General features: G+C 60.5%; 23 protein-coding genes, 1 tRNA gene and 1 pseudogene. 16 read left to right on the forward strand and 9 right to left on the reverse strand.

Annotated elements, in window-relative coordinates:
* The first annotated feature begins 407 nt into the window (after positions 1-407).
* Together msrB and BLIJ_RS00470 are read left to right on the forward strand one after the other, a co-directional pair.
* Positions 408-1,382, forward strand: a complete 975-nt coding sequence (gene msrB, locus BLIJ_RS00465) for a peptide-methionine (R)-S-oxide reductase MsrB (RefSeq protein ID WP_012576540.1) — start codon at positions 408-410, stop codon at positions 1,380-1,382.
* Positions 1,379-1,978, forward strand: a complete 600-nt coding sequence (locus BLIJ_RS00470) for a pyridoxamine 5'-phosphate oxidase family protein (protein ID WP_012576541.1) — start codon at positions 1,379-1,381, stop codon at positions 1,976-1,978. Before msrB ends, BLIJ_RS00470 begins: the two co-directional genes overlap by 4 nt.
* Before the next feature lie 360 nt (positions 1,979-2,338).
* Here the strand turns inward: BLIJ_RS00470 and BLIJ_RS00475 are convergent, their stop codons facing one another.
* Together BLIJ_RS00475 and BLIJ_RS00480 are read right to left on the reverse strand one after the other, a co-directional pair.
* Positions 2,339-3,289, reverse strand: coding sequence for a DUF4928 family protein (locus BLIJ_RS00475; RefSeq protein WP_012576542.1), 951 nt, complete (start codon positions 3,287-3,289; stop codon positions 2,339-2,341).
* Between the two features lie 22 nt (positions 3,290-3,311).
* Complete coding sequence (locus tag BLIJ_RS00480; RefSeq protein WP_012576543.1) at positions 3,312-4,484, reverse strand: DNA cytosine methyltransferase; 1,173 nt, start codon at positions 4,482-4,484, stop codon at positions 3,312-3,314.
* 290 nt (positions 4,485-4,774) lie between these two features.
* On the opposite strand from BLIJ_RS00480, the gene BLIJ_RS00485 reads away from it, so the two are divergent.
* Positions 4,775-5,107: a putative heavy metal-binding protein gene (locus BLIJ_RS00485; RefSeq protein ID WP_012576544.1), complete on the forward strand. Its 333-nt coding sequence runs from the start codon at positions 4,775-4,777 to the stop codon at positions 5,105-5,107.
* A 33-nt stretch (positions 5,108-5,140) separates the two neighbouring features.
* Here BLIJ_RS00485 and trhA read toward each other — a convergent pair whose 3' ends face one another.
* Positions 5,141-5,983, reverse strand: a complete 843-nt coding sequence (gene trhA / locus BLIJ_RS00490) for a PAQR family membrane homeostasis protein TrhA (RefSeq protein WP_012576545.1) — start codon at positions 5,981-5,983, stop codon at positions 5,141-5,143.
* Positions 5,984-6,352: 369 nt separating this feature from the next.
* Between trhA and BLIJ_RS00495 the strand changes: the two genes are divergently transcribed.
* The 3 genes from BLIJ_RS00495 (at position 6,353) to BLIJ_RS00505 (ending at position 8,017) form a co-directional block, all read left to right on the forward strand.
* The gene (locus tag BLIJ_RS00495) at positions 6,353-6,775 is read left to right on the forward strand and encodes an Hsp20/alpha crystallin family protein (RefSeq protein WP_012576546.1); all 423 of its coding nucleotides are present in this window, start codon (positions 6,353-6,355) and stop codon (positions 6,773-6,775) included.
* 55 nt (positions 6,776-6,830) lie between these two features.
* Positions 6,831-7,445 (forward strand): DJ-1/PfpI family protein, encoded by a 615-nt coding sequence (locus BLIJ_RS00500; RefSeq protein WP_012576547.1) that lies wholly within the window; start codon positions 6,831-6,833, stop codon positions 7,443-7,445.
* A 251-nt stretch (positions 7,446-7,696) separates the two neighbouring features.
* On the forward strand, positions 7,697-8,017 hold the full coding sequence (locus BLIJ_RS00505) for a hypothetical protein (protein ID WP_012576548.1): 321 nt from the start codon (positions 7,697-7,699) through the stop codon (positions 8,015-8,017).
* 126 nt (positions 8,018-8,143) lie between these two features.
* On the opposite strand, the gene BLIJ_RS00510 is transcribed toward BLIJ_RS00505, so the two are convergent.
* The 6 genes from BLIJ_RS00510 to tgt form a co-directional block, all read right to left on the reverse strand.
* Positions 8,144-8,506 (reverse strand): type II toxin-antitoxin system PemK/MazF family toxin, encoded by a 363-nt coding sequence (locus BLIJ_RS00510; protein WP_231837844.1) that lies wholly within the window; start codon positions 8,504-8,506, stop codon positions 8,144-8,146.
* Complete coding sequence (locus tag BLIJ_RS00515) at positions 8,493-8,732, reverse strand: hypothetical protein (RefSeq protein ID WP_012576550.1); 240 nt, start codon at positions 8,730-8,732, stop codon at positions 8,493-8,495. The genes BLIJ_RS00510 and BLIJ_RS00515 overlap by 14 nt, the downstream gene beginning before the upstream one ends.
* Before the next feature lie 112 nt (positions 8,733-8,844).
* Positions 8,845-9,099 (reverse strand): hypothetical protein, encoded by a 255-nt coding sequence (locus BLIJ_RS00520; protein WP_014484483.1) that lies wholly within the window; start codon positions 9,097-9,099, stop codon positions 8,845-8,847.
* A gap of 54 nt (positions 9,100-9,153) precedes the next feature.
* On the reverse strand, positions 9,154-9,360 hold the full coding sequence (locus BLIJ_RS13190) for a transposase (protein WP_157860784.1): 207 nt from the start codon (positions 9,358-9,360) through the stop codon (positions 9,154-9,156).
* A gap of 105 nt (positions 9,361-9,465) precedes the next feature.
* Positions 9,466-9,551, reverse strand: a tRNA-Leu gene (locus BLIJ_RS00530).
* 138 nt (positions 9,552-9,689) lie between these two features.
* Complete coding sequence (gene tgt / locus BLIJ_RS00535) at positions 9,690-11,003, reverse strand: tRNA guanosine(34) transglycosylase Tgt (RefSeq protein ID WP_012576551.1); 1,314 nt, start codon at positions 11,001-11,003, stop codon at positions 9,690-9,692.
* Between the two features lie 416 nt (positions 11,004-11,419).
* Between tgt and BLIJ_RS00540 the strand changes: the two are divergent.
* From BLIJ_RS00540 to ureC, 10 genes and pseudogenes are all read left to right on the forward strand, one after another.
* Positions 11,420-13,471: pseudogene (locus tag BLIJ_RS00540) on the forward strand (S1C family serine protease).
* A 392-nt stretch (positions 13,472-13,863) separates the two neighbouring features.
* Complete coding sequence (locus BLIJ_RS00545) at positions 13,864-16,026, forward strand: heavy metal translocating P-type ATPase (RefSeq protein ID WP_012576553.1); 2,163 nt, start codon at positions 13,864-13,866, stop codon at positions 16,024-16,026.
* A 350-nt stretch (positions 16,027-16,376) separates the two neighbouring features.
* On the forward strand, positions 16,377-17,678 hold the full coding sequence (gene urtA / locus BLIJ_RS00550) for an urea ABC transporter substrate-binding protein (RefSeq protein WP_014484488.1): 1,302 nt from the start codon (positions 16,377-16,379) through the stop codon (positions 17,676-17,678).
* Positions 17,679-17,850: 172 nt separating this feature from the next.
* On the forward strand, positions 17,851-18,735 hold the full coding sequence (gene urtB, locus BLIJ_RS00555) for an urea ABC transporter permease subunit UrtB (protein ID WP_012576555.1): 885 nt from the start codon (positions 17,851-17,853) through the stop codon (positions 18,733-18,735).
* A gap of 21 nt (positions 18,736-18,756) precedes the next feature.
* A complete protein-coding gene (urtC, locus tag BLIJ_RS00560) occupies positions 18,757-19,872 on the forward strand; it encodes an urea ABC transporter permease subunit UrtC (RefSeq protein WP_012576556.1) in 1,116 nt (371 codons plus the stop codon).
* Positions 19,869-20,786 carry an urea ABC transporter ATP-binding protein UrtD gene (urtD, locus tag BLIJ_RS00565; RefSeq protein ID WP_014484489.1) on the forward strand — a complete coding sequence of 306 codons (918 nt, stop codon included), beginning with the start codon at positions 19,869-19,871 and terminating at the stop codon, positions 20,784-20,786. Before urtC ends, urtD begins: the two co-directional genes overlap by 4 nt.
* Complete coding sequence (locus tag BLIJ_RS00570; protein ID WP_012576558.1) at positions 20,783-21,493, forward strand: ATP-binding cassette domain-containing protein; 711 nt, start codon at positions 20,783-20,785, stop codon at positions 21,491-21,493. The genes urtD and BLIJ_RS00570 overlap by 4 nt, the downstream gene beginning before the upstream one ends.
* A gap of 206 nt (positions 21,494-21,699) precedes the next feature.
* Positions 21,700-22,719 (forward strand): HoxN/HupN/NixA family nickel/cobalt transporter, encoded by a 1,020-nt coding sequence (locus BLIJ_RS00575; protein WP_014484490.1) that lies wholly within the window; start codon positions 21,700-21,702, stop codon positions 22,717-22,719.
* Positions 22,720-22,827: 108 nt separating this feature from the next.
* The gene (gene ureA / locus BLIJ_RS00580; protein WP_012576560.1) at positions 22,828-23,526 is read left to right on the forward strand and encodes an urease subunit gamma; all 699 of its coding nucleotides are present in this window, start codon (positions 22,828-22,830) and stop codon (positions 23,524-23,526) included.
* A gap of 2 nt (positions 23,527-23,528) precedes the next feature.
* Positions 23,529-25,250: an urease subunit alpha gene (gene ureC / locus BLIJ_RS00585; RefSeq protein WP_012576561.1), complete on the forward strand. Its 1,722-nt coding sequence runs from the start codon at positions 23,529-23,531 to the stop codon at positions 25,248-25,250.
* Positions 25,251-25,303: the final 53 nt, after the last annotated feature.

A 25,303-nucleotide genomic window follows, 5' to 3' on the forward strand; every position in this document is an offset into this window, starting at 1 on the left:
GAGTATGAGCGTTGCAATGACAACGTTTGTACTCGGGGTTTCCCGTATTCGGTGCCTCTTTGAACGAAGATAGCATTCTGCAGAAGCCCGAATGTACCTCTTTGAACGGAGAAAGCCTGACAAGGAGGGCGCGGCAAGCGCTATCTCCGTTTCGAGGGGCTGATTTGGTCTCTCCCGGAGGTCTACTCCTGTTTCGAGGGGCTGATGCCGAAGTATTCACGCTCCAAAATCGGCGGAATGGCGTTGGCGCGGATGGGTTTTTACATGCGGTCTAGCGGCCGACCAGCCCCTTGAAACGGGAGTAGACCTCCGGCGGGGGTCAAATCAGCCCCTCGAAAGCGGTTTTGCCGGTGCAGAGGTGTCGTTGACTGCATCGCGAGCCGCCTCGACGTAGTAACGTGGGGCGTATGAGCGAACGTAACGAACACAATGACGGAAATACGCAAACCGCATACTTCGCCGGCGGCTGCTTCTGGGGTCTGGAGCGCTACTTCCAGAACGTCGACGGCGTCACGGACACCACGGTCGGCTACGCGCAATCCACCGTCGAATCGCCGACCTACGAGCAGGTATGCGCGGGCGGCACCGATGCGGCCGAAACCGTGAAAGTCGAGTTTGACCCGGCACAGGTCAGCCTGCGGACGCTGACATTGCTGTTCCTGGAGGTCATCGACCCGTTCTCCGTGGACCAGCAGGGCGAGGACCGCGGCCGGCAGTACCGCACCGGCATGTTCTACACGGACGAGACGCAGCGCGCCGTGTATGTGGCGGCTCTGGAGCAGCTGGTCGACCGCCAGCCGCAGCGCCCGGCCGTACTGGTCGAACCGCTGCGCAACTTCTACCCGGCCGAGGCACACCATCAGGACTATCTGGTGAACAACCCCGGCGGCTACTGCCATGTACCGATCGCCGCAATCGCGAACGTAAAACGCCGTCAGAAGTACGTGGAACGCATCTGGGATCTGACGCTTGAGCAGTTCGCGGTCACGCAGAACGCCGCTACCGAGCGCCCGTTCGTCAACGAGTACGACGAGAAATTCGAGCCCGGCATCTACGTGGATATCGTCAGTGGCGAGCCGCTGTTCTCGTCGCAAGACAAATTCGATTCCGGCTGCGGCTGGCCCGCGTTCTCCCGCCCGATTGCCGGTGACTTGCTGACCGAGCATGAGGACCACCGCATTCCGGGCCGCGACCGCATCGAAGTGCGCACGTCGGACACACAGATTCATCTGGGGCACGTGTTCCCCGACGGGCCGGCCGACCGAGGCGGCCTGCGCTACTGCATGAATTCCGCCGCGCTGCGTTTCGTGCCGCGCTCGCGTATGGTTGAGGAAGGCTACGGCGACTGGATTGCGGTTGTGGATGGGGATGATAAGGCATGAGCATGGAGAATATCGCGGGCGCTCGCAAGCCCGCCAAGCGTGAGGATGAGCACACGGTCGCCGGCGAGCATCGCATGATGCGCCGTGCGGACCGCGAGGTGACCGATCCCGAGCGGATCGCCGCGATCATCGCCGCCTGCGACATCGTTGAAGTGGCCTATGCGGATGCCGAGGGCCTGACTATCGTGCCGCTGAATTTCGGCTTTGATTACGACGAGGCGACTGGCAAGCTGACGCTCTGGTTCCACTCCGCGCCGCGCGGCCGCAAGCTCGACGCGATTCGCGCCGCCGCCGGTGGCCGACTGCCCGTGGCTTTCACCATGCAGACCGACTGCGAGGTGGTGGCGGGCCGCACCACGTGCAATTGGGGTGAGGCGTTCAAGTCGATCGTCGGCAATGGCACGGCGTCACTGGTCGAGGATCTGGATGAATGCCGCCACGGCTTGCAGACGCTGATGGCGCAGCAGGCGCATATGCCGAATGTGGAATTCACTGATGCACAGGTCCGCAGCGTCACGGTGTGGAAGATTGAGTCCGACTACTTCACCACCAAAGTCCGCACCAAACCCGTGCCCGCACACATGCATCAGCGTTAGCCGGGGATAGCGCGCCACCTCCCCACTGGCGGGAGGCAGCGCGCAGCGCCGGTGGATGGCCCACGTCCGGACCCGATAGACTTGCCGCCATGGCAGCAGTGACAGTGGTAATTACCAGCTACAATCAGGGCCCGTTGATTCACGAGGCAGTCGAGTCGTCATTTTTTAGTGGCATTCGCAGCTATCGAATTATCGATGATATCGGCTATCGCAGTATTCAAGTCATACCCAACAGAACGCATGGACTCCAGCAGGTTGGGATTTGGCGCACATGTTCGTTCTCTCACAGTGATACCTCGATGTGCTTAAAGTTGCTTGCAAAATCTAATGTAACGGACGTTAAGAACGGTTTTCGGATAATCAATTAAGATTGGCGGCTAGTATAAGCATCTTTCTAATTACTGTACTCAATACGCAAGCTGGGGTCTGTCTCGTATGTGTCAATATCTTGTTGTAAGAGGTGACCAAATCAGTGAGCATTGTTTTGCGTTCATCTTGGCTAAAATGACCATGCTCATGGACATTGGTTGACAGGAATGACTGAATATCCCAGACCTCCAATCGTTCAGCGAAGCCCATATCCGCTGCCAAATCCCAAGCAGTTTTCACTCGGTCTTTCACCGTGATAATGATTGGATGAAGGCCATTCTTGATATTGCGCTGGCATTTCTCCATAAGCAACGTGGCTGGAGCGGTAGTGCAGTGTATGGCGGTATCTCCGATATTGAAGTCGCCGCCTCGCCCGGTGGGGTCATCTGCTACTGAAGCTCCGTTGATTTCCACTTCCGGCATGATAATAGACAGCTTTGCTGCCACGAGCTGCTGCAGCACCGTGCCCTCGTACATGGTACCGGGATTCTCTTTTTGCCGCTTCTTGGCCTGCTCTAACAGATTGCCTACTGCTGCGGTGATTGAGAGTGACTCATCGGCCTCTAGCCTGAATGGCTTGCTATTGAAGAACTTGCGTATACGATCAATCCAAAAACGCTCTATCTCGCTGAAATCTTTGCTGGACGGCCGCTCTTCATTAATGAGCGCTGCATAATCTTTCATTATGCCCATAAGGCCGCGGCTAGTTCGACCACCTTCGGACGCGAGCACCCTCTTGATGTGGTACTCCTCTAAAATGCTTTGGCAGTTCGCACCACTCAGTCCTTTGACCTGTCCTTCTTTACCCGTGAGATAATCATCGGGATTGATTGGCAATGTATCTTTCGAGAAGGCGCGGTTGAGCTGCAGTATGCCGGCTAGGTTGCCTTTGGTGTTAATGCCGTGGCTCTTTCGAAACTCCTCGATGGCGTCAATACCCATGCTCGCTCTCCTTCGACGACTATCAAGCTGACCGTAGCTCGTGTTGCTGCTTTGCCTTGTCCAATGTACCGCGAAGTGCTGGCATGAAGTAGTGCTCGCCAAGCCATTCGACTACAGGTACTGCCACTGCGTCACCGAAGCCGAACAAGGCTTGGTTGGTGCGCAGACCATTAAGGTTGTAATGAGATGCGCCCATAAGTGCCGCGTACTCCTTTGGAGTCATCCAGCGCACTGCCGTCGACCCCTTGCCGAGTCGTACCACGGCTTGTCTTGAAGAACCCCCGCGAGCTGTTCGTAGACATCCCGAAATGTCATCCGCTCGGACTTCCCACGTGGGTTTCCCGTTCCGAGTGCGCCTGTATGCCGTTCGATAAGAGATGAACGGATTGTCCTTCAGCTTCATCACTCTCTCTGATTGCACAGCGGACAGTGAGTCAAGAAATGCCGTTAGCTTGCCCTTAGGCCACCATCGGGAATCATCGTCTGACATCTCTTCGGCGTACATGCCAAAGCCCGCCATAAGTGGTTCCGGCGGTTCCGGCAGAACTGCCCTGTGCATACGCAGGGAGGTATCGGCAAACACCTGTTGCAACCAATCTGGCCGTAGTGGGGAATTGGCTTGCGAGCCCTCAGGAGGATTGGTTAGGCCGACCAAGAACAGTCTGGGGCGGGACTGGGGCACAAAACGCCGAGCGTCGATTGACAGCGCGTCAACTGAATATCCCAGTTGGTTGAATGCGCTTACTGCTGCTGCTATATCCTCGCCTGAGTGAGACGTAGCAAGACCTGCGACATTCTCAAGTACGGCTACAGGTGGCCTATTGTTGCCCATCTCTTCCAGGAGGCGGATATACTGCCAGAAAGCGCTGGACTGTTTGCCGTTCAACCCTGTACGGGTTCCAGCCAGAGATATATCGGTACAAGGGGAGGAGCCCCAAGCAATGGAGATATTGTGAGGCAAGTCAGAGCCATGTAGCTCACCCATGTCCCCCTCGATCAGGGTATGTTCCTGCTCATTGTTGCCGAACTGGTTCCTATACATCTGGCATTTGGCGTGATCTATATCGTTCGACCACGCCACGTGGAAGCCAGCCTCTTCGAGGCCTAGGCGGGCAAGCCCTATGCCGGCAAAGAACTCAAGCGCTTGTGGTGCGGTTGAGCCGATACGGGTAGCCCCGCTGGATGCACCAGTCATGCCCTGTTCCTTTCCGATTTCTGACATTCACTGGTACTAGTGTACGTGCTGCTTGCTATGAAATCGTATGCGTATTCGCTGTGGCGCGCTCCTCCTATGACATCTACCAGCATTTTTTGGCGGCGAAACGCGCATTTGATTACGCAATCGCGTGGATTGAAGATGTCGGGAAAGGCGCTCTCGACTATTGTGGTAGCCAAGAGAAGCGATCCGTTTCCGAGGTGAGATTCGGGAACGGTCCGACTCTCGGCAGTGATTTATCTACGCAGACAAGCCAAAGGAGCCTCGCCATGATTCTCGTCACCACCACCCCGTCCGTCGACGGATACACCATCACCAACTACCAGGGCATCGTCTTCGGCGAAGTGGTATCCGGTGTGAACATGTTCAAGGATCTTGGCGCGGGCCTGCGTAACATGTTCGGCGGCCGCAGCCAGGGCTATGAGGAAGAGCTGATGCGTGCCCGCAACGAGGCCATCGCCGAGATGCAGCGGCGCGCGGAGGCGATGGGCGCGCACGCCGTGGTCGGCGTGGACATCGACTACGAGGTGCTCGGCGCCGACAACGGCATGCTTATGGTCACCGCATCCGGCACCGCCGTGCAGATTTCACGGCGTGCCTGAGGATTTGAACGGGCTGCGCGGAGGTCGCGCGGATTATAACGCGCAGACGATCAGGTAGATCGCCACGATGTGGCAGGCGTACCCGATGACCGTGCCCAAGTGGAACACTTCATGGAACTCGAACCAGCCGGGCACGGGGTTGGGTCTGCGCAACGCGAAGCACACGGCGCCGGCGATGTATGCGGCCCCTCCGCATGCGATGAGTATGGTTGGCGCGGGGCCTACTGCGGGAGCCGTCCAGAGCTGCGGAATAAGCGTTACCGGGGCCAGTCCCAACACGACGTATACGGTGGTGAACACCCAGTTCGGCGTCCGCAGCCAGACGATATGCAGTATCGTGCCAATCGCCGCGGTCGTCCAGATTACCGTGAGATATGGCCGGCGAATCGCCGGGTCGAGCGCGAAAAGCACGGGTGTGTTGGTGCCTGCGATAATGAGGAAGATATTCGAATAGTCGATGCCGCACAGCACACGGGTCACCGCCGTGCTTCGCCACGGCACGACGTGCAGGAGCGAGCTGTTGCCGAACAGCAGCATGGCCGATGCGCCGTACACCGCGCACGCCGCTTTGACAGGGCCGGACGGTGCGATGCAGATCAGCACGATGGACGCCGCGATGCACAACGGTAGGGTGGCGAGGTGCAGCCATCCACGCAGTCGGGGTTTGCGATTGCCGAATGCGTCCACGGGGACGATGCGGCGTCTGACCGTTTTCAGTGCTGCCTTGGCTTGGCGGTAGTGCGACTGCGCGGCCCGGTATCGCGCCGACGCGCGATTCAGTGCGGCGACGGCATCGTCCATCCGGTCGCCGGTGTGCGGAGGCGTGGTCGTCGCGGCGGGGGACGCCGCCCGTGCCGTGCCGGTGGGAGCGCTCATATCGATCACCTCGCTGTGGCCGGCGCGTTTCCGGCCGCTAACTTACGTTACCGTAACGTAGTACGGGGCGGCGCGGCAGTCAAGGTCGGCAACGGCAATCCGGTGCATGTTCGATTATCCCGATTCGGTCGCGCCGCGGACGAAGGTGCACGGAGCGCTTCACCGTGAGCGTAATTACGGAATGAGAGCCGCCGGCAAGGGTTGGGTGGAGCGAAAGGTCAAGGTCGGGAGCCCGGAACGGTGCCGGATGCGGCAACGAACCCGGTCGCCGGCGTCGCTGGATGGTGACATCGCGGCGGCGGTCGCACGGTCGGCTGCCAAGCCGCATTACTCCGCGCGTGCAACGCGTTGATTGAAGGAGTACCGATTATGGCGATGTTTCCGTCTCTGATGAATGACACGATGTTCTCCGACCTGTTCGACGATCCGTTCTTCGAAGGTTGGCGCAACGTGGATCATGCCGTTGCGGACGGTCCGACCATGCAGACGGGCATGATGAACACTGATGTTCGGGAGACCGATAAGGACTACATCGTCGACATCGACATGCCCGGCTTCAGGAAGGACGATGTCTCGCTGAATCTGCAGAACGGCTATCTGACCGTTTCCGCGCGTCGCGACGACTCCCACGAAGACAAGGACTGCAATGGCCGTTGGCTGCGTCGTGAACGCTATGCCGGCTCCTGCTCGCGCAGCTTCTTCGTTGGCGAGGACGTGAAGGATTCCGACATTCACGCCAGCTACAAGGATGGCACGTTGTGCTTGGAAATGCCGATGCCGGATATGCGATAACCCTTTCCGTCGATCTTCAGGGGAATATCAGCCTTTCGTGTTATGTTTTCTCCCTATGAAAAAGGTGTATGTATATGTATTGAACGACATGGCGGAATGTGAAATAGGTTATATTCTACAAGCGTTCAGTATGGAAAAACTATTAAAAAATGGAACAAAAGAATTTGAAGTAGAAACGGTTGCTTGTAATAAGAAACCCATCCTAACTTTGGGCGGGTTGACCATTATTCCGGATCGCGCTATATCGGAAGTCGATTTCAGCAATATCGCGGCTCTGCTTTTGCCGGGTTCTTCCGCTTGGGGCAGTGAAGACAATCAGGAGATATTGAAAAAGGCGCAGGAGTGTCTACGTAATGATATTCTGGTTGGTGCTATTTGCGGGGCAACTCTTGCGCTTGCCGATTATGGTATATTGGATAGATTCAAACATACAAGCAACTCTCTGGAATATCTGAATTTCTTCTCAAAGAACTATGCAGGGCAGGACTTGTATGTTTGTTCTAATTCTGTTTCGGACAGGAACCTGGTGACGGCAAATTCGGCAGGTTCATTGGAATGGACAAAAGATATTTTAAAGAATCTTAATGTGTATTCCGATAAGAAGATTGATGCATTTTATAATTACTATTCAACAGGCGATGCGAAGTATTATGATGAGCTCCTACAATAGAGGGTGGTCACGGGTCGTTGGCTTTCCCGCGGGAGCCGGATTACATGCATGATTTGTTCGCAGTGAGCCGTATGCACTACGATATGGCTGGTTATCGTAGTGCTCGCCCTCCCATGGGGTGAGCCGACTCCTTTTGGCTGTTGCTGCTCGATCTACACGGGCCGATTCTCGCAATCGCACTTGTCCTGATTTGGTGGCGATGACTCTTTACTCTATACTCGGCATAAAGACCCAGCAAAGGAGCATGCGACATGAACGCCGTTAAACATATCCTTATGACGGTCTGCACAGGCATTGTCCTCTGGCTCATGACATTGGTGGGAGGACTCGCTTGGGCGATGTTCTCCACCCCGGGCAGCCGGCAGCGCACAGAGGCGCTCTGGGGAGCCGTCTACTTCGAGACAAGCCCCTCCAAGAACGGGGTTCTGATGCAATTCGGATTGGAGAACATGCGATCGGTCCTGCTGTTGCTGCTCGCTTGCCTTGCGGCGTGCGCTGCAATCAGTCTGATCGCGAAGGCCTGCATCAAAGGCCATGCGGCAATGTGCAAGCCGAAGCGAATCACCCGCTAGCAGGCGCTTGCATGTGCCGTACTTGGACCATGCGCCGATGCCACGGCCGCCATATGCCTGACAGGATTATACGGCCCTCCCTTCGGCTGGCTGGTCGTCGTGCAACAGATGAGTGGGATATGAATTCTATCTGGTGCGCTTGTAGGGCAACGAGTCGCTGGTCAATTCCAAGCCGTCGGCGACTTTGGCCGCGTCACTATTGGACAGCGAACCAAACCACTTGTATAGATCACCGGGCAGGAACTCGTAACGCTGCCCGCAACGGACGAGCGATGGCTTCAACAAACCGGCCTGCTGCCAGTCGGCAAGAACAATGTCGCCCGGCTCGTTCCAGTTGATGTTGCCAGTGACTTTGACGATCACGCCCGATACACCGTCGTCGCCGACTTCGGTGACGACCACCGGCCGGACTTTGCCGACGCCCGGATGGTCGGGGAACTCGACCCACATCAGCCACACGTCATAGGGCTTCATATCAGAGGTTGTCATAGATGTCATCTTCCGGGTCGTCCCAATCGGCCGGCATGATCGCACGCCCCGATGCGGAACGCTCGAACCTGCGCACCGTGTTCACCTTGACCACGCGTCGCGGACCATAGCCTCCGGCGACATAGCCGGCCAAGTACGCGCCGATGAGCGACGTGAGATTGTCGCCACGGCTTTCCGCAACCTCTTCGGCGGTCTTGTACACAGGCAAAGACTCAACAGCTGTCATCACACACCACCTTTCCTGATTGCTCCAATTATATCGATTGCGCTTGGCGGTTTACGAGCGTCATGCGACGGACTTACGCAAGAGACCACATAACCCAGCCGGACAGGGAACGTCAGTCGTCGTCATCGTCCCATCCGCGCGGATATAGTCCGACTCCATCCCCGCGATACGCAACTGGCCTGATGATGCAGTCGGCGTCGTGATTGACCTTAAGTTCCGGATATCCATCCGCGTCGCGGCGGATGTCATCATGCACAGCATCAACGGGATGGATCGGGCCGCGCATGACAGGCCCCCGGCTTCCGCCGTAATCACCACGCTCGGCGGATTCGCTCCACTGTTCAAACTTTTCGTCTGGAATATTCATAGCACGCCTCCATCGTCACCCAACTTGTATGGAAGAATTTAGGGTGTGTTTACACTAGTTGTTTTTGCTGGTGTTTTTGAGTTGGATGGCGATGAGGGCGAGTTGGAGGTTGGCGAGGAAGGTAGCGTCGAGCCTGTCGTAGCGGGTGGCGGCCTCGCGGTAGTGCTTCATACGGTTGAAGATGCGTTCCACGACGTTCCGCCCCTTGTGCGCCTGCCTGTCATAGTCCCATGACTCCGCGCGGTTTCTCTTGGGCGGCACGACCGGCGTCAGGCCATATCAAAATGTGTTGTCACGAAGCTGGCTGTTGTCAAAACAAAAGGGCTGGAATCGTTGGTATTTCAACGATTCCAGCCCTTTACTTGCTGGTGCGAGTGGGGGGAGTTGAACCCCCACGAGCATACACTCACTGCCACCTGAAGACAGCGCGTCTACCATTCCGCCACACTCGCAGACAATCGACTAACTTACACCCAGATGCGCAATCATACAATCTTCGGCGTGTCGCGGTTGGCGGTTGGCGGTTGCCGTTCGGCGATCCGCAGGTGGCGGCATGATGCCGCGGCCGTCGGCGCGCGACGGCTACGGCATCACAGTCCCGGCTTGCGTTCGCCGTTGCCGTAGAAGTGAGCCATCGCGTCGTCGCGGAACTCATCGAAGTATCCGCCGTCGATGGCGGCGCGGATGTCGTCCAGCAGCTTCACGAAGAAATGTTCGTTGTGAATCGTGGCCAACGTGAAACCGTTGAATTCGCGTGCGCGAAGCAGGTGATCGACGTATGCGCGCGAGTAGTGACGGCACGTGTAGCAGTCGCATCCTTCCTCCAGCGGGCCGAAATCGAACTTGTGCTGGGCGCGTTTGATGTTGTATCGGCCCGACCTCGTGTAGATCGCGCCGTTGCGGGCGCAACGTGCGGGGGCCACGCAGTCGAAGGTGTCGCCGCCGTTCTCCACGCAGGCGAAGATGTCATCCACGGAGGCGATGCCGAGCACATGACGTGGACGGTTCTCCGGCATCGCGTCGCAGATCCATGCGCAGGTGTCGCCGATGAGACGCTTCTCGATCGCGCCGCCGATGCCCACGCCGTCGAAGTCCAGAGAGGCGATCTGCGCGGCCGCGCGCCGGCGCAGGTCCTCATAGTTCGCGCCCTGCACCACGCCGTACAAGGCCTGATACGGCCTGCCCAGGCGTTCCGCCGTCAGCCGCTGGTGCTCGTCCACGCAGCGACGGGCCCAGCGGAAGGTGCGCTCCACCGAGTCTTCCTGGTAGGAGCGGGTGTTCATCAGCGTGGTGAGTTCGTCGAACGCGAACATGATGTCTGCGCCGATTTTGTGCTGGATGCCCATCGAAATCTCAGCGGAGAAACGATGTGCGTCACCATTCAGAGGCGACTTGAATGTCACGCCGTCCTCGTCCACCCAGGCCATGCGTTCCTTGCCCTTGGCGATGATGTCGTCCGACTTCATGCCGGTCACGTCCATCGCCAGCGTCTTTTTGAACCCGACTCCTAGGGACATGACCTGGAATCCGCCGGAATCGGTGAACGTGGGCCCGTCCCAGTTCATGAAGTTCGCCAGCCCGCCGGCCGCGTCCAGCACGGCCTCGCCCGGGCGTTCGAACAGGTGGAAGGCGTTGGCCAGCAGACACTGCGCGCCGAGCTCCTTCATTTGCTCGGGCAGCACGGCCTTCATGGCGGCTTGCGTGCTCACCGGCACGAACGCGGGTGTGCGAATATCGCCGTGGGGCGTGTGGATGATGCCGGTGCGTCCGTATCGGGCACCGTCTCGCCCAAGCCCGCTGGCCGTGGATGGCAGGCGGGTGATTGTTTCGAAATGGAAGGCGCTGCGGTCGCCGGGCTGGCCGGGCTGCGCGCCCAACGGATGTTCAAGAAGGCTGATCGTCATATGTTCACTTTAGGCAGAAGGGCCAGAAAAGGGCCGGAAATTGTGAAGAACTCGGTTTCGAGGGGCGGATTTCGCCGCTCCCGAACGTCTACTTCCGCTTCAAGGGGCTCCCGGTCAAGTAGGCCGGCTGCAAAAATGGCGGAATGGCGTTAAATGAGGGCCCTTGATACTCGGAATTGACCGCGCGAACAGCCCCTTGAAGTGCAAGTAGATGTTCCCGAAACAGGAAATCAGCCCCTCGAAGCCGAGATGCCCATAAGACTCTGCGATGATTACGCATAGACTTTCAATCAACGTTCAGAAAACCCTCAGATTAACTGCCTTTACTAATGAGGTAGCACACGAGAAGCGGCAATGAGCAAGCGCCCGAATAGCCGCCGAACAGACGTGATAAGAATTTAGGAAAAGGAGTAGCAATGGCTGACGAATTCAACCCGCAGGGCGTCGACCAGACCCCGCGGAATAACGAAACCCCCAATGATACTGCCGATGCCGGCAACGCCGAGCCGAAGAACCCGTTTGTAGGCGGCGACTCGGTCGATGCCGGCAACGCCAGCGATTCCAACGAGCAGCAAGCCCCGGTTTCCCCGGCCGCCCCCGCTGCCGATCAGCAGCCTACGCAAGCCGCTACCGACACCGCCGCCACTGAGCCCATCCCGGACTACGCCTCCGCCAAGGGCGAGAGCACGGTGGTCTCCTCCTCGCCGGCTTCTCCGGCAGCGCCGGCCGCAGACCAGACCTCGGCCACAACTCCGCTGTACCGCCCGGCCCCGGAATACGGCGCTTATGGTCCGACCCCGACTCAGGCACAGGGCCAGCAGGGCGGCCAGGCCGGCAACAATGCCCAGCCCACGCAGCAATTCCCGTTCGGTCAGCCTGCACAGCAAACCCCACAGGGCCAGCAAGGCAACCGCAATCCCTACTACACCAATAACCCGCAGCCGCAGGGCAACGGCAATCCGTTCAATCCGCCCACGCAGCCGCAGCAGAACATCGGCAACCCATTCGCCAGCCAGTCCGGCCAGAATGGCCAGAATGGCCAGCAGCCCCAGCAGGGCGGTCTGTTCGGTTTCGGCACTCCCGGTACCGGTACGCCGAACGGTCAAGGTCCGACCCAGCCGGGACAGCCCGGTCAGCCCGGCCCCGCCAAGCAGGGCATGTCCAAGACGGCGAGCAACATCCTCATCGCCGTGGTCGCCGCCGTCGTGTCCGCGGCCCTGTGCCTGGGCCTCGGCTACGGCGCCCTCACCAGCGGCCTGATCACCCTGCCGACCAGCAATTCGCTGTCCAACGTCAGCTCGAATAAGTCCGGCTCCGGGTCCGCCACCGCCAAGAGCGGCGAAGCCCCCGACTGGCAGACCGTCGCCAGCGATGTCTCCGGCTCCGTGGTCTCCATCCAGACCGCGTTGAGCAACGGCACCGCCAAGGGCTCCGGCGCCATCATCGACACCGAAGGCCACATCATCACCAACAACCACGTGATCTCCGGGGCCCAGTAGATCCAAGTGACGCTTGCCAACGGCAACATGTATTCCGCCACGCTTGTCGGCACCGACACCACCACCGATCTTGCGGTCATCAAGCTCGACAACCCGCCGAGCGACCTCAAGGCCGTGAAATTCGCCGATTCCGACAAGCTCGCCGTCGGCGAGAACGTGATGGCCATCGGCAACCCGCTCGGCTACGACGACACCGCCACCACCGGCATCGTCTCCGCCCTGAACCGCCCGGTGACCGTGACCGACGATAACAACAACGAGATCGTCACCAACGCCGTCCAGATCGACGCGGCCATCAACCCCGGCAACTCCGGCGGTCCGACCTTCAACGCGGCCGGCCAGGTGATCGGCATCAACTCGTCCATCGCCTCGACTGCCACCTCATCCGACTCCGCCGGTTCGATCGGCATCGGCTTCGCCATCCCGTCCAACCTCGTCAAGCGTGTGGCCGACGAAATCATCAAGGACGGCAAGGTCAAGCACGTTGCCCTCGGCGTGGTCATCAAGTCCGACACGGTTGAAGCCGACGGCGTGACCCGCGGCGGCGCGACCATCACCAAGTCCAGCGCCACCGGCAGCGCGGTCGTCTCCGGCGGCCCGGCCGACAAGGCCGGCCTCAAGGAGGGCGACACCATCGTGGCCTTCAACGGCAACGCGGTGAACAACAACTACTCGCTGCTTGGTTACGTTCGTGCCGCGGCTTTGGGAGACAAGGTGACGCTGACCATCGTGCGCGATGGCAAGACCATGGATGTGGACGTGACGCTCGATCAGGAGGAGTCGTCGGTGAACGGTTCGTCCGGCGCCAACGGCAACAGCAACGGCCAGAACAACAAGCGCAACCGGAACGGCGACGGCGCCAACGGCAACAACGGCGGCGACGATGGCAACGGCCAGAACGGCAACGGCCGCAACGATGGAGGCACCGGTGACGGCGGCGGCTTCACCGATCCGTTCGGCCTGTGGTAAAGGCCTGCGGTAAAGCGGATGGCGCGTCGCGCGGCGGTGGACGATAGTCGCTGAACGCGCGTCGGGCCGGTCAGGGGCCGTGGCGGTGAGCGAGTCTGCCGCCTCGGCCCTTTCGCATATCCGATGCGTTCGGCGTGCCGCGCAGACTCGGCCATGCGGCGGATTGGGGGCGCGATGCGCGGGGCAGGATGTCCCGAGCGATACCCATAATTATGGATACACATAACTGAATACGAACATCTTTACGCCGTGTATCGGAAGGTCACGCGGGAGCTGAGCGATGCGAGGCCCCAGGCATGGACGCCGGTGGGTTAACAAGGCGTGACCACAGCGCCGATTGCGCGGGCCACGCTTGCCGCAATCGACTCCGTATACGAGCGTAAGGAGCAATGATGAGCGCACTCATCAGATTCTTCACCAAAATCCTCGATATTTGCCGGCTTGTACCGATGCTTCCGGTCGTCGTCATCGCCGCGATTCCGTTGGCTTTACTAGGCGATTGGCATCCTTGGGGGCACGCGGCCGACATTGCGATGCTGGGCGATCCGGGCTTCGGCCAATGGCTCATCATCGCGCTGGTGCTGATCATCGTGGCCGACACCGTGCGCGGCATGATCGACGATCTGCGGCACGGGCAGGTCGGCGTCGATCTGCTGGCCGTGGTCGCGATTCTCTCTACTGTGGCCGTCCACGAATACTGGGCGAGCTGGGCGGTGATGCTGATGGTCACGTCCGGTGAAGCCATCGAGGAGTACGCCCAGGCCAAGGCCGAACACAGTCTGACCGCACTGATGGAAGCGGCGCCGCGGACCGCGCACGTCGTCAGCCTCCCCGGCGTGGGACGCGACTCGGCAGGCGATGCCGGCGATGCATCCGAGGGCTTCCGCCGCGTGGGCCAGTTTGCGACGGCGTCGGCCGCGCATCGATTCGATACGGTGCCGGTCGAACAGGTGCGGCTCGGCGACGTGCTGATGGTGTTGCCGGGCGAAACCGTGCCGGTTGACGGCGAACTGTTGTCGGGCTCGGCCACGCTTGACCTGAGCGACATCAACGGCGAGCCGGTGCCGCGTGAAGTGTTCGCCGGCGCCCGCGTGATGTCCGGCGCGGTGAACGGCTCGACTGCATTGACCATGCGTGCCACCCAAGTGGCCGCCGATTCGCAGTACCAGCGCATCCTCGAGCTCGTGGCCTCCGCGCAGGAATCGCGGCCAGCCGTGGTGAAAACCGCTGACCGCTTGGCCGTGCCCTTCACCGTGCTTTCGTTGGTGATTGCCGGCGTCGCATGGGCGGTGTCCGGGGTGCCGACGCGATTCGCCCAGGTGCTGGTGTTGGCCACGCCCTGCCCGCTGCTCATCGCCGCACCGGTGGCGTACATCGCCGGCACGGGTCGTCTCGCCGCGGCCGGCGTGCTGATCAAGGCGCAGGATGTGCTGGAGAATCTCGGCCGCGTCACCCAGGTGTTCTTCGACAAGACCGGCACGCTCACCGTCAAACAACCGCAAGTGGTGCGCGTCGAGATGCTGCCCGGCGCGGCGACCCAGTTCGACGGGGACCATGTGCTGATGATGGCCGGCGTGGTGGAAAGCTATTCGGTGCATATCCTGTCCAAAGGCATCGCCAAGGCCGGAACGGAGGCGATGGCCAGACTGCGCCGGCAGTCCGAGAACGATGGGCGGCCATGCCCCGAGTCGGACGCCGTCTGGTTCGGCGTCGGCCGCGAGCATCCGGTCGTCAAGGGCATCAACGAGGAGGCCGGCAAGGGCGTTTCCGGCGAGGTGAACGGACACGTGGTGCGTGTGGGCCGGCTGTCGTTTGCCGCCGCCGGGAAGGACGGATTCCTGACGGCCGGCAACGCCGACCCCACTGGCCCGCGTCACGACCCGCGGCCCGGAACGGAGGCCGCCGGCGGAACGGAAGAGGATGTCCGCACGCGCTTCGGCCTGCTGCAGCCGGACGAGATGGCATCCTACGTGTCCATCGACGGCCGATTGATCGCACGCATCGTGCTGCGTGATGTGCCGCGCGCCAATGCCGGGACGGCGCTCGCCAAACTGCATGCGCTGGGCGTCGCCAGACTCGCCATGCTCACCGGCGACAAGCGCGCCTCGGCCGACATCATCGCGAACGAGGTCGGCATTGACGAGGTCCACGCCGAACTCTTCCCCGAAGACAAGGTCGCCGCCGTCAAGTCCGCCGCGGAAGACGGCAACGCCGTCACGATGATGGTCGGTGACGGCGTGAACGACGCCCCGGTGCTCGCCGTCGCCGACATCGGCGTGGCCATGACCGACGGCACCTCCACCGCCGCCTCCGAAAGCGCCCAGGTGGTCATCATGACCGATGACATCGCGGCCGTGCCGCGCGCCATCGCCATCGCCCGCCGCACCAAGCGTGTGATGCTGCAAGCCGTTATCGTCGGTCTTGCGCTCGCCGTGATCGGCATGATCGCCGCCGCGTTCGATCTCATTCCGGTCGTCGTCGGCGCATTCCTCCAGGAGGCCATCGACGTGGTGAGCATCCTCTGGGGCCTCACCGCCCTGATCGATCGAGATTAGGGGACACGGCCCGCCGCGTACCGCGACATGGAGCCGGCCGCCGCACCGATCGCATATCGGTGCGGCGGCCGGCTTGTTTTTTGTCGTCGCTCTTCTTGCGTTCATGCCGTAAGGCCCGTTCCGGGCGATGCCGATGCCGCCCGTCTCGAAGCGCGGAACCGCGCCCGTCGGCATCCGGGCGAAATCCATCCCCGTATATTCCCTTGTGAACACAGGGTTTTCGGCGTCTCGTTAACGAAGACGTCATACGTGAGACGTTTTGGAAACACAAGGGCAACACGACGCGCGAAAGGGGTTGGGATAAATGGGCATGTAACTGCTTGGGCGTCGTGCGAGAGAGGAACAGGCGTATGGCGAAGTTGGGAATGATGCGACCGGTCGTGGCCGCTATGGTGCTCGCCGCGGTGGTCGCCTTGACCAGTGGCTGTGGCTGGGGCCGCACCGTGGCCGACAGAAAGGCCATGGAATCCGATGGCTCCGGCACTCCTGCGCAAAGCTGTGTGGATACCAGCGCAAAGAGCATCGCCATCGGTTTCGTGAACTCGCTGAGCGGCACCATGGCCCTCTCTGAGAAGACCGTGTCCGATTCGCTGCATATGGCGGTCGATGAGATCAACGCCAAGGGCGGTGTGCTCGGCAAGAAATTGGAAGTCGTGCAACAGGACGGCAAGTCCGAACCGGCGGTGTTCGCGGAGAAAGCCAAGACCCTGATTGAAAAGAACTGCGTGGCGGCGGTGTTCGGCGGATGGACTTCCGCGTCCCGCAAAGCCATGAAGCCGGTGTTCGAAGCGGACGACGCGCTGCTGTTCTATCCGCTGCAGTATGAAGGCATGGAGGCCAGCCCCAATATCTTCTATACGGGTGCGGCGCCGAACCAGCAGATCGTTCCCGCTCTCGACTATCTCAAGGAGCAAGGCCGCAGAAGGCTGTTCCTTGTGGGATCCGATTATGTGTTCCCCCAAACCGCGAACCGCATCGTGCGCGCCTATGCGAAACACAATGGCATGCAGATCGTCGGAGAGGAATACACGCCGATGGGTGCCACGGACTTCAGCACCATCGTCAATAAGCTCAAGGCCTCGGGGGCTGACGCCGTGGTCAACACGCTGAACGGTGATTCCAACGTCGCGTTCTTCAAGGAATACAAGGCGTCGGGTCTGCAGGCGGACAGTCTTCCCGTCATCTCCATGTCCATCGCGGAAGAAGAAGTCGCCTCGATCGGCCCGGACAATGTCAAAGGCCAGTTGACCGCATGGAACTACTACCAGACTTTGGGCGACGAGGAAAACAGGACCTTCGTGAAGGATTTCAAAGCCAGGTACGGGCATGACAGACCGACCTCGGACCCGATGGAATCCGCCTACACCTCCGTGTACCTGTGGAAGGAAATGGTCGAGAAGGCGAAGAGCTTCGCCGTGGATGACGTAAAGCGCGCCGCCGGCGGCATCACGTTCGATGCCCCCGAAGGCACGGTCACCGTCGATGGCGAAAACCACCACATCTACAAGACGTCGTATATCGGCCGGATCGGCGATGATCGCCTGATCCATACCGTGTGGAAGTCCGATGGCCCCATCAAGCCCGATCCGTATCTCAAGGCGTATGCGTGGGCCGGGAGCCTGCAGAGTCCGGGTTTGGATTCATCCAAGTGAGTGAAGGGAGAAGGAGGGATGAACATGCTTGCACCGCGGATTGTCGAGGGACTGCCAAGCGGCTCGATATGGTCCCAGCAGGCCCGATTCGTATCTCAAGGCGTATGCGTGGGCCGGGAGCCTGCAGAGCCCGGGTTCGGATTCGTCCAAGTGAATAAAAGGAGATAAAGGGATGAACATGCTTGTACCGCAGCTGGTCGCGGGATTGTCCAATGGCTCGATACTGCTTCTGGCGGCGCTCGGGCTGTCGTTGACCTTCGGGCAGATGGGCGTGATCAACAACGCGCATGGCGAATTCATGATGGCCGGTGCGTACACGGCGTACGTCATGAGCACGGTCTTCGCCAGCAAGACGCTTGCACTGGGCCTCGCGCTGGTCGCCGGTTTCGTGGTCGCGGGTCTGCTCGGCCTGCTGCTGGACGTGCTGCTGCTTTCGCGTATGCGCACCCGTCCTTTGGACACGTTGCTGGTCACATTCGGCGTTTCGCTGGTGCTGCAGCAGGTGGCGCGAGACATCTTCGGCTCCACGGGCGTCTATGCCCAAGCGCCGGAAGCGCTGACCGAGCCGGTCACGTTGTTCGGGTACGATTTCCCGGCATCGAGGCTGTTCATCTTCGTGGTGTCGGTGGTGTGCGTGGCCGCATTGTACGCGGTGCTGAAGTTCACGCCGCTGGGACGCCGTATCCGTGCAACCGCCGAAAACCGCGATCTTGCCGAGGTCTCCGGAATCTCCACCGCAACGGTGGATCACCTGACCTTCTTCATCGGATCCGGTATCGCCGGTATCGCCGGTGTGGCTTTGAGCCTGCTCAACTCCATCAGCTATAACTTCGGTACCTCGTTCATCGTGCAGGCGTTCCTTGTGGTCGTCGCCGGAGGCGTCGGACAGCTCAAGGGCGCCGTCATCGCATCCTTCGCGCTTGGCCTGTGCCAGTCCGCGATCGAGTTGCCGACCTCGTCGTCCATCGCGCAGATGTCCATTTTCCTGATCGTGGTGATCTTCCTGCAGTTCCGTCCTCAAGGTCTGGTCGCGGTCCGTTCCAGGAATCTGGCATAAGGCAAGAAGGGAGTGCATGTTATGGGATCTGTTGCCGCATTCGTCACCAAGTACCGTTCATGGATCGGTTCCATCGCCGCCGTCGCGTTGATCATCCTCGCGCCGACGGTCATGAGCGCGTACAGTCTGGGGCTGTTGTCCAAATATCTGTGTTACGCGATGGTCGCGGTCGGCATTGGCCTGGCATGGGGGCAGGGAGGCATGCTGACCTTGGGTCAGGGACTGTTCTTCGGACTCGGCGCCTATGTGATGGCCATCCACCTGAAGATCGAAGAACTCGGTCCAGACGCGGTTCCCGACTTCATGGCACAGTACGGCATCGACAGACTTCCCGGATTCTGGGAGCTTTTCCGCAATCCGGTCGTCACCATCATCGGCGTCGCCGTGGTGCCGGGTGCCGTTGCGGCGGCCCTCGGTTGGGCCGTGTTCGGCAGAGGCGTGCGTGGCGCCTACTTCGCGATCCTTTCCCAAGCGTTGGTCGCCGCGTTCGCCGTGCTGCTTGTTGGCCAGTCCAAGACCACGGGCGGCACCAATGGCCTGAACGACTTCTCCGGTTTCTTCGGCTACGATTTGACCGACCCGGCCAACAAAAGGATGATCTACTACATTTGCGCGTTCTGCGTGCTGGGCATGGTGCTCATCGCCGATTGGATTCGTCATTCATTCATGGGCGAGCTCATCATCGGCGTGCGGGACCAGGAGAACCGTATGAAGTTCCTCGGCTACAATCCCGCTTCCATCAAAGTGTTCACGTTCTCCCTCGCGGCCGTGTTCGCGGGCATCGGCGGCGCCATGTTCGTACCGGTCGTCGGCATCATCTCCCCCTCCGACATCGATGTGATTCCATCCATCATGATGCTTGCCGGCGTGGTGATCGGGGGAAGAAGCACCTTGCTTGGTCCGGTCATCGGCACGCTGATCATTCGATTCGCCGAAACGCAGCTCTCCGAGGCCTGCCCGTCCGTTTGGACGTACGTCGAAGGCGCGATCTTCATCCTGGTCATCGCCTTCGCCCCGATGGGCCTTGGCCAGATCAGGAACTTCCGTCCATGGCTGGCCGGAAGGCTCGGCCATGATGGCGTGAAGGCCACGGTGCCGAACGAGGCGGCAACGACCACAAAGGCGGTGAACGCATGAGCGACGAAAACAAGACCGAGGGCGCCGAGCTGGATCAGCTGCGCGATGAGATGCGCAGGATGCGCGATGAAGCCAGACGCTTCCGCGATGAGGCCGCCAGGATGAAGGCCGAGATCGCCAGGGAGCGCCAGGAGCTTGCGAGCCAGCTCGCGACCCTGGACGCCCAGGGCGGCCAATGGAACGACTACCTCGAAATCCGTGGATTGCATGTCGAATTCGACGGGTTCGTGGCGGTCAAGGATATCGACCTGACCGTCATGCACGGTGATCTGAGGTTCCTGATCGGTCCGAACGGCGCCGGGAAGACCACGATCATCGATGCCATCACCGGACTGGTGCCGGCCGCAGGCTCGGCCATGTTTGGAGGGGAGGAGCTTATCGGACGCAAGCCGAACGATATCGTCCGGCTGGGGGTCGGCCGCACCTTCCAGACGGCCTCCGTCGTGGAAGAGCTGTCCGTGCTGCAGAATCTGCAGCTCGCCGAAGGCCTGCACAAGAAGATGTCGGAATTATTCAGAAGAACCGAGGGAGCGTCGCGCAACATCCAGAGCATCATGGAAGTGTGCGGTCTCGTCGGCGATGCGGATAAGACGGCGGGTATTCTGCCGCACGGCAAGAAGCAGTGGCTGGAGATCGGCATGCTGCTCGTGCAGGACGCGCGTCTGCTTCTTCTCGATGAACCGGTCGCCGGCATGACGCCGGCGGAACGTCAGGCCACCGGTGAACTGCTCACGCGCATCAGCCGCAATCGCACGGTCGTCATCGTCGAACACGATATGGATTTCATGCGTCAATTCGCCGACTCGGTCACCGTGCTCAATCAGGGGCGGATCCTCGCCGAAGGCAGCGTCGAGGACATCCAGAACAACGAGGAAGTGGTCAGAATCTACCTTGGCGGAGGAGAAGATCGATGATGGCAGAGAACATGTTGGAGATCAGGGGGTTAAGCACAGGCTATGGCAAGGTGTCCGTGGTCAACGACATCGACGTGTCCGTCCGCCCCGGTGAGTGGGTGAGCATCGTCGGCAACAACGGCGCCGGGAAGACCACCCTGTTGAAATCGGTGGTCGGTCTGCTCCCGGCGACCGGTGGATCGATCACCTTCGATGGCGTGGATGTCACTCGCGTCGCGCCGAACAAACGCATCCGCATGGGAATGGCGTTTGTTCCGCAAGGCCAGCAATCCTTTGGGCAAATGACCGTGGACGAGAATCTGCGCGTGGTCGCCGACCGTTACGGCGCCGAAGCGCAGAGCCGGTATGACGAAGCGATGGAGGCGTTCCCCGTGCTGAGGGAGTTCGCCGACCGTCGTGCCGGTCTTCTCTCCGGCGGCCAGCGTCAGCAGCTATCCATTGCGAGGGCGTTGATCACCAGACCGAAGCTGATGATTCTGGACGAGCCCACGGAAGGCATCCAGCCGAATATCGTGGCGGAGATCCAACGGTCCATCCGTTCGATGGCCGAAGACAAGGGCATCGCCGTGATGCTCGTCGAACAGAAAGTGCAATTCGCGGTCGAACGTGCGGATCGCTACTATGTTCTCGCCGCAGGCCGGTTCATCGGTGCCGGAGATGGCGGCGTCGGCGCGGTCGGGGAGGCGAAGGACGTCATGCGCGTCTGACGTGCCGGTCGCAGTCGGGCGGGGATACCGGCCGCTCCACGGGCCCGGCAGTCCCGCCCGCGGCTTCGGCCATGATTCGCGGAAACATGGCCGTAGCCGTGACGTAATACGCGGTCCCTATGGTTACGCCCATAACGGATTCATGGATGGACGGGTCGGCGCGCGGTGCCCGATCCAGGTTCCCGTGACCTGCAAGGAGAGTGTCAGTGAAAGGTCTGCGACGAATCGTGAAGGCGGGATTGCCGTACTATATGGGAACGGCGATGCTGCATATTCTGGGCATCGGCATGCTGCTCATGGCGGCCGGAACGGCTCCCGTGCTGTTTGGGCTGGGAATGCTCGCCTACACGTTGGGTTTGCGCCACGCGTTCGATGCGGATCACATCGCGGCGATCGACAATACCGTGCGCAAGCTTATCCAGCTGAAACGGAACCCGAACGGCGTCGGATTCTTCTTCTCTCTGGGCCATTCGACCATCGTGTTCCTCATGGCGCTGCTTCTGGGATTGTCGTCCAAGTGGGCTCAGGCGCATATGGCCGTGTTCCAGCAGATCGGCGGATACGTCGGCGCCACGGTCTCCGGGATGTTCCTGATCCTCACCGCGGTGTTCAACGCGGTCGTGCTTGTGGACATGGTCCGGGTCTTCCGCTCCATGAAAGGCCATCGCAAGGATTACGACGACAACGCGTTCAGCGCGATGCTCGACTCGCGAGGTTTCATCAACAGAATCTTCGGCAGGCTGTTCGCCTTCGTGACCAGAAGCTGGCATGTGTATCCGATAGGACTGCTCTTCGGACTCGGATTCGACACCGCCACCGAAGTCGCGTTGCTGGCCATGTCGGCCGGCGCCACGCAGTCGAACATCCCGCTGTACGGCACGCTTTGCCTTCCGATACTGTTCGCTGCGGGCATGAATCTCATGGACACCACGGATTCGGTGATGATGTCCAGCGCATACGAGTGGGCTTTCGACACGCCGGTGCGCAAGGTCTACTACAACCTGACCATCACCTCCGCTTCGGTGCTTGCCGCGGTGATGATCGGCGTGGTCGAACTGTTGCAGGTCATCGCCACGGCCATGAATCTTCGGAGCGGATTCTGGAACTGGGTGCAGGGAATCGACTTCAATTACCTCGGTTATGCGATGGTCGTGCTGTTCATCGGTTTCTGGCTCGTCTCGGTGCTGATCTGGAAATACGGCAAGGTCGAGCAGCATTGGGCGTGACCATCGCCGCCACGCGATCCGCGGCATCATCGGCGTGCGGGCGAGGAGAATCCTCTCGCGCACGCGCAACGGCAACACTGTGAGGCAATCAACGACAAGGGGTCGAATATGAGACTGACGCCAAGGGAAACCGATAAGCTGCTCCTCCATCTGGCGGGGGAGTTGGCCAAGGAGCGAAGGGGCAGGGGGGTGAAGCTCAACTACGCCGAGGCGATAGCGCTCATCAGTTCGGAGGTGATGGAACGCGCCCGCGAAGGCAGGACCGTGGCGGAGCTCATGCACTATGGGCGCACCATCGTATCCGCGGATGACGTCATGCCCGGTGTCGCCGAGATGATCTCCGAAGTGGAGGTGGAGGTCACCTTCCCGGACGGCACCAAACTGGTCTCCATCCATGACCCCATCGAGACGACCGAGGAGCTCAAGCCGGGTGAATATATTCTCGCCGATGACGATATCGAGCTCAATCCAGACAGCGAGTCCATCGCGCTTGATGTGACCAATACCGCGGATCGCCCGATTCAGGTCGGTTCCCATTTCCACTTCTTCGAGGTCAACAAGTATTTGAGATTCGATCGCAAGGCCGCATACGGGAAGCATCTTGACATCGCGGCCGGCACCGCCGTGCGCTTCGAACCCGGTGAATCCCACAGGGTCGAACTCGTCGATTTCAGGGGCAGCCGTGAAATGCACGGCTTCAACGCGCTGACCGAAGGAAGGCTCGACGATCCCAAGGTGCGCGAGGCGGCGTTCGCCAGAGCCAAGGAGCAGGGCTTCCTCGGCTTCGATGAGGAAACGGAGGACTGAACATGAGAACCATCACCAGAAGCGACTATGCGGGCATGTTCGGGCCGACCACCGGCGATCGGGTGCGCTTGGGGGATACGGGTCTGCTGATCGAGGTCGAGAAGGATTACGCGCGTTATGGCGATGAATTGAAATTCGGCGGCGGAAAATCCTTCCGGGACGGCATGGGGCAGTCATCCGTCCAGAAGGACTCCGAATCGCCGGACACGGTCATCACCAACGCGCTCGTCGTCGATTACACCGGCATCTACAAAGCGGATATCGGCATCAAGGATGGGAAGATCAGCGCGATCGGCAAGGCCGGCAACCCGCAGACCATGGACGGGGTGACCCCGGGTCTTGCAGTCGGCGCGTGCACGGAGGCAATCGCCGGTGAAGGGCTCATCCTCACCGCCGGCGGCATCGACACCCATATTCATTTCATCGCGCCGCAGCAAGTCCGCACGGCTCTTGCCGGTGGCGTCACCACCATGGTCGGCGGCGGCACCGGGCCGGCTGACGGCACCAACGCCACCACATGCTCGCCGGGCGCGTTCCACATCGCCCGCATGATCGAAGCCGCCGAAGCCATGCCGGTGAACATCGCGTATCTGGGCAAAGGCAACGGATCATCGCCGGAACCATTGCGCGAGCAGATTCGTGCGGGAGCGGCCGGATTGAAGATCCACGAGGATTGGGGCGCGACCCCGGCCGTCATCGACACGTGCCTCGGTGTCGCCGACGACATGGACGTGCAGGTGGCCATCCATACGGACACCCTGAATGAGGGAGGATGCGTCGAAGACACCATCGCCGCATTCAAGGGCCGGACCATCCACACCTATCACACCGAAGGGGCGGGCGGCGGCCACGCGCCCGACATCATCCGCGCGGCCAGTTTCCCCAACGTGCTCCCGAGCTCCACGAACCCGACCATGCCGTTCACCCGTAACACCATCGATGAACATCTCGACATGATGATGGTCACGCATCATCTTGACCGCAATGTGCCGGAAGACATCGCCTTCGCCGATTCGCGTATTCGCCCCGAGACCATCGGGGCCGAGGATGTGCTTCATGACCTTGGGCTGATCTCCATGATGAGTTCGGACTCGCAGGCCATGGGACGGGTCGGAGAGGTCATCACCCGTACCTGGCAGACGGCCGACAAGATGAAAAAGCAACGCGGCCCGCTCCCCGAGGATGCGCACGACGACAACCGCAACGACAATTTCCGTGTGAAGCGGTACGTGTCGAAATACACCATCAATCCGGCCATCACGCACGGCATCTCCGACTACGTCGGTTCCGTCGAAGTCGGGAAAATGGCCGATCTGGTGCTTTGGCAGCCGGCGCTGTTCGGCGCCAAACCGGAGATGATCATCAAGGGAGGATCGATCCTCCATGCGCGTATGGGCGACGCGAATGCGTCCATACCTACTCCCGAGCCGGTGCTGTACCGCGACATGTTCGGCGCGATGGGCAAAGCCTTGGGCTCCTCATGCGCCACATTCGTCTCGCAGGCCGCCCATGACGACGACATCGCCGGCCGGCTCGGTCTCGAACGGCAGGTGCTTCCGGTGCGCCACTGCCGTGGCATCGGTAAGAAGGATCTGAAGTTCAATGACACCATCGCGGATATTCAGGTCAACCCCGAGACGTTCCAAGTGAGCGTCGACGGCGAGCCGATTCACAGCGAACCGGTGGCGGAACTGCCGTTGGCGCAGCGGTACTTCCTGTTCTAGGCGTCGAAGAACGGGTGCCCGCGCCGCCATGCGTGAGGACGCGGGCACCCGCA

The sequence above is a fragment of the Bifidobacterium longum subsp. infantis ATCC 15697 = JCM 1222 = DSM 20088 genome, from assembly GCF_000269965.1.
Classification (GTDB): Bacteria; Actinomycetota; Actinomycetes; order Actinomycetales; family Bifidobacteriaceae; genus Bifidobacterium; species Bifidobacterium infantis.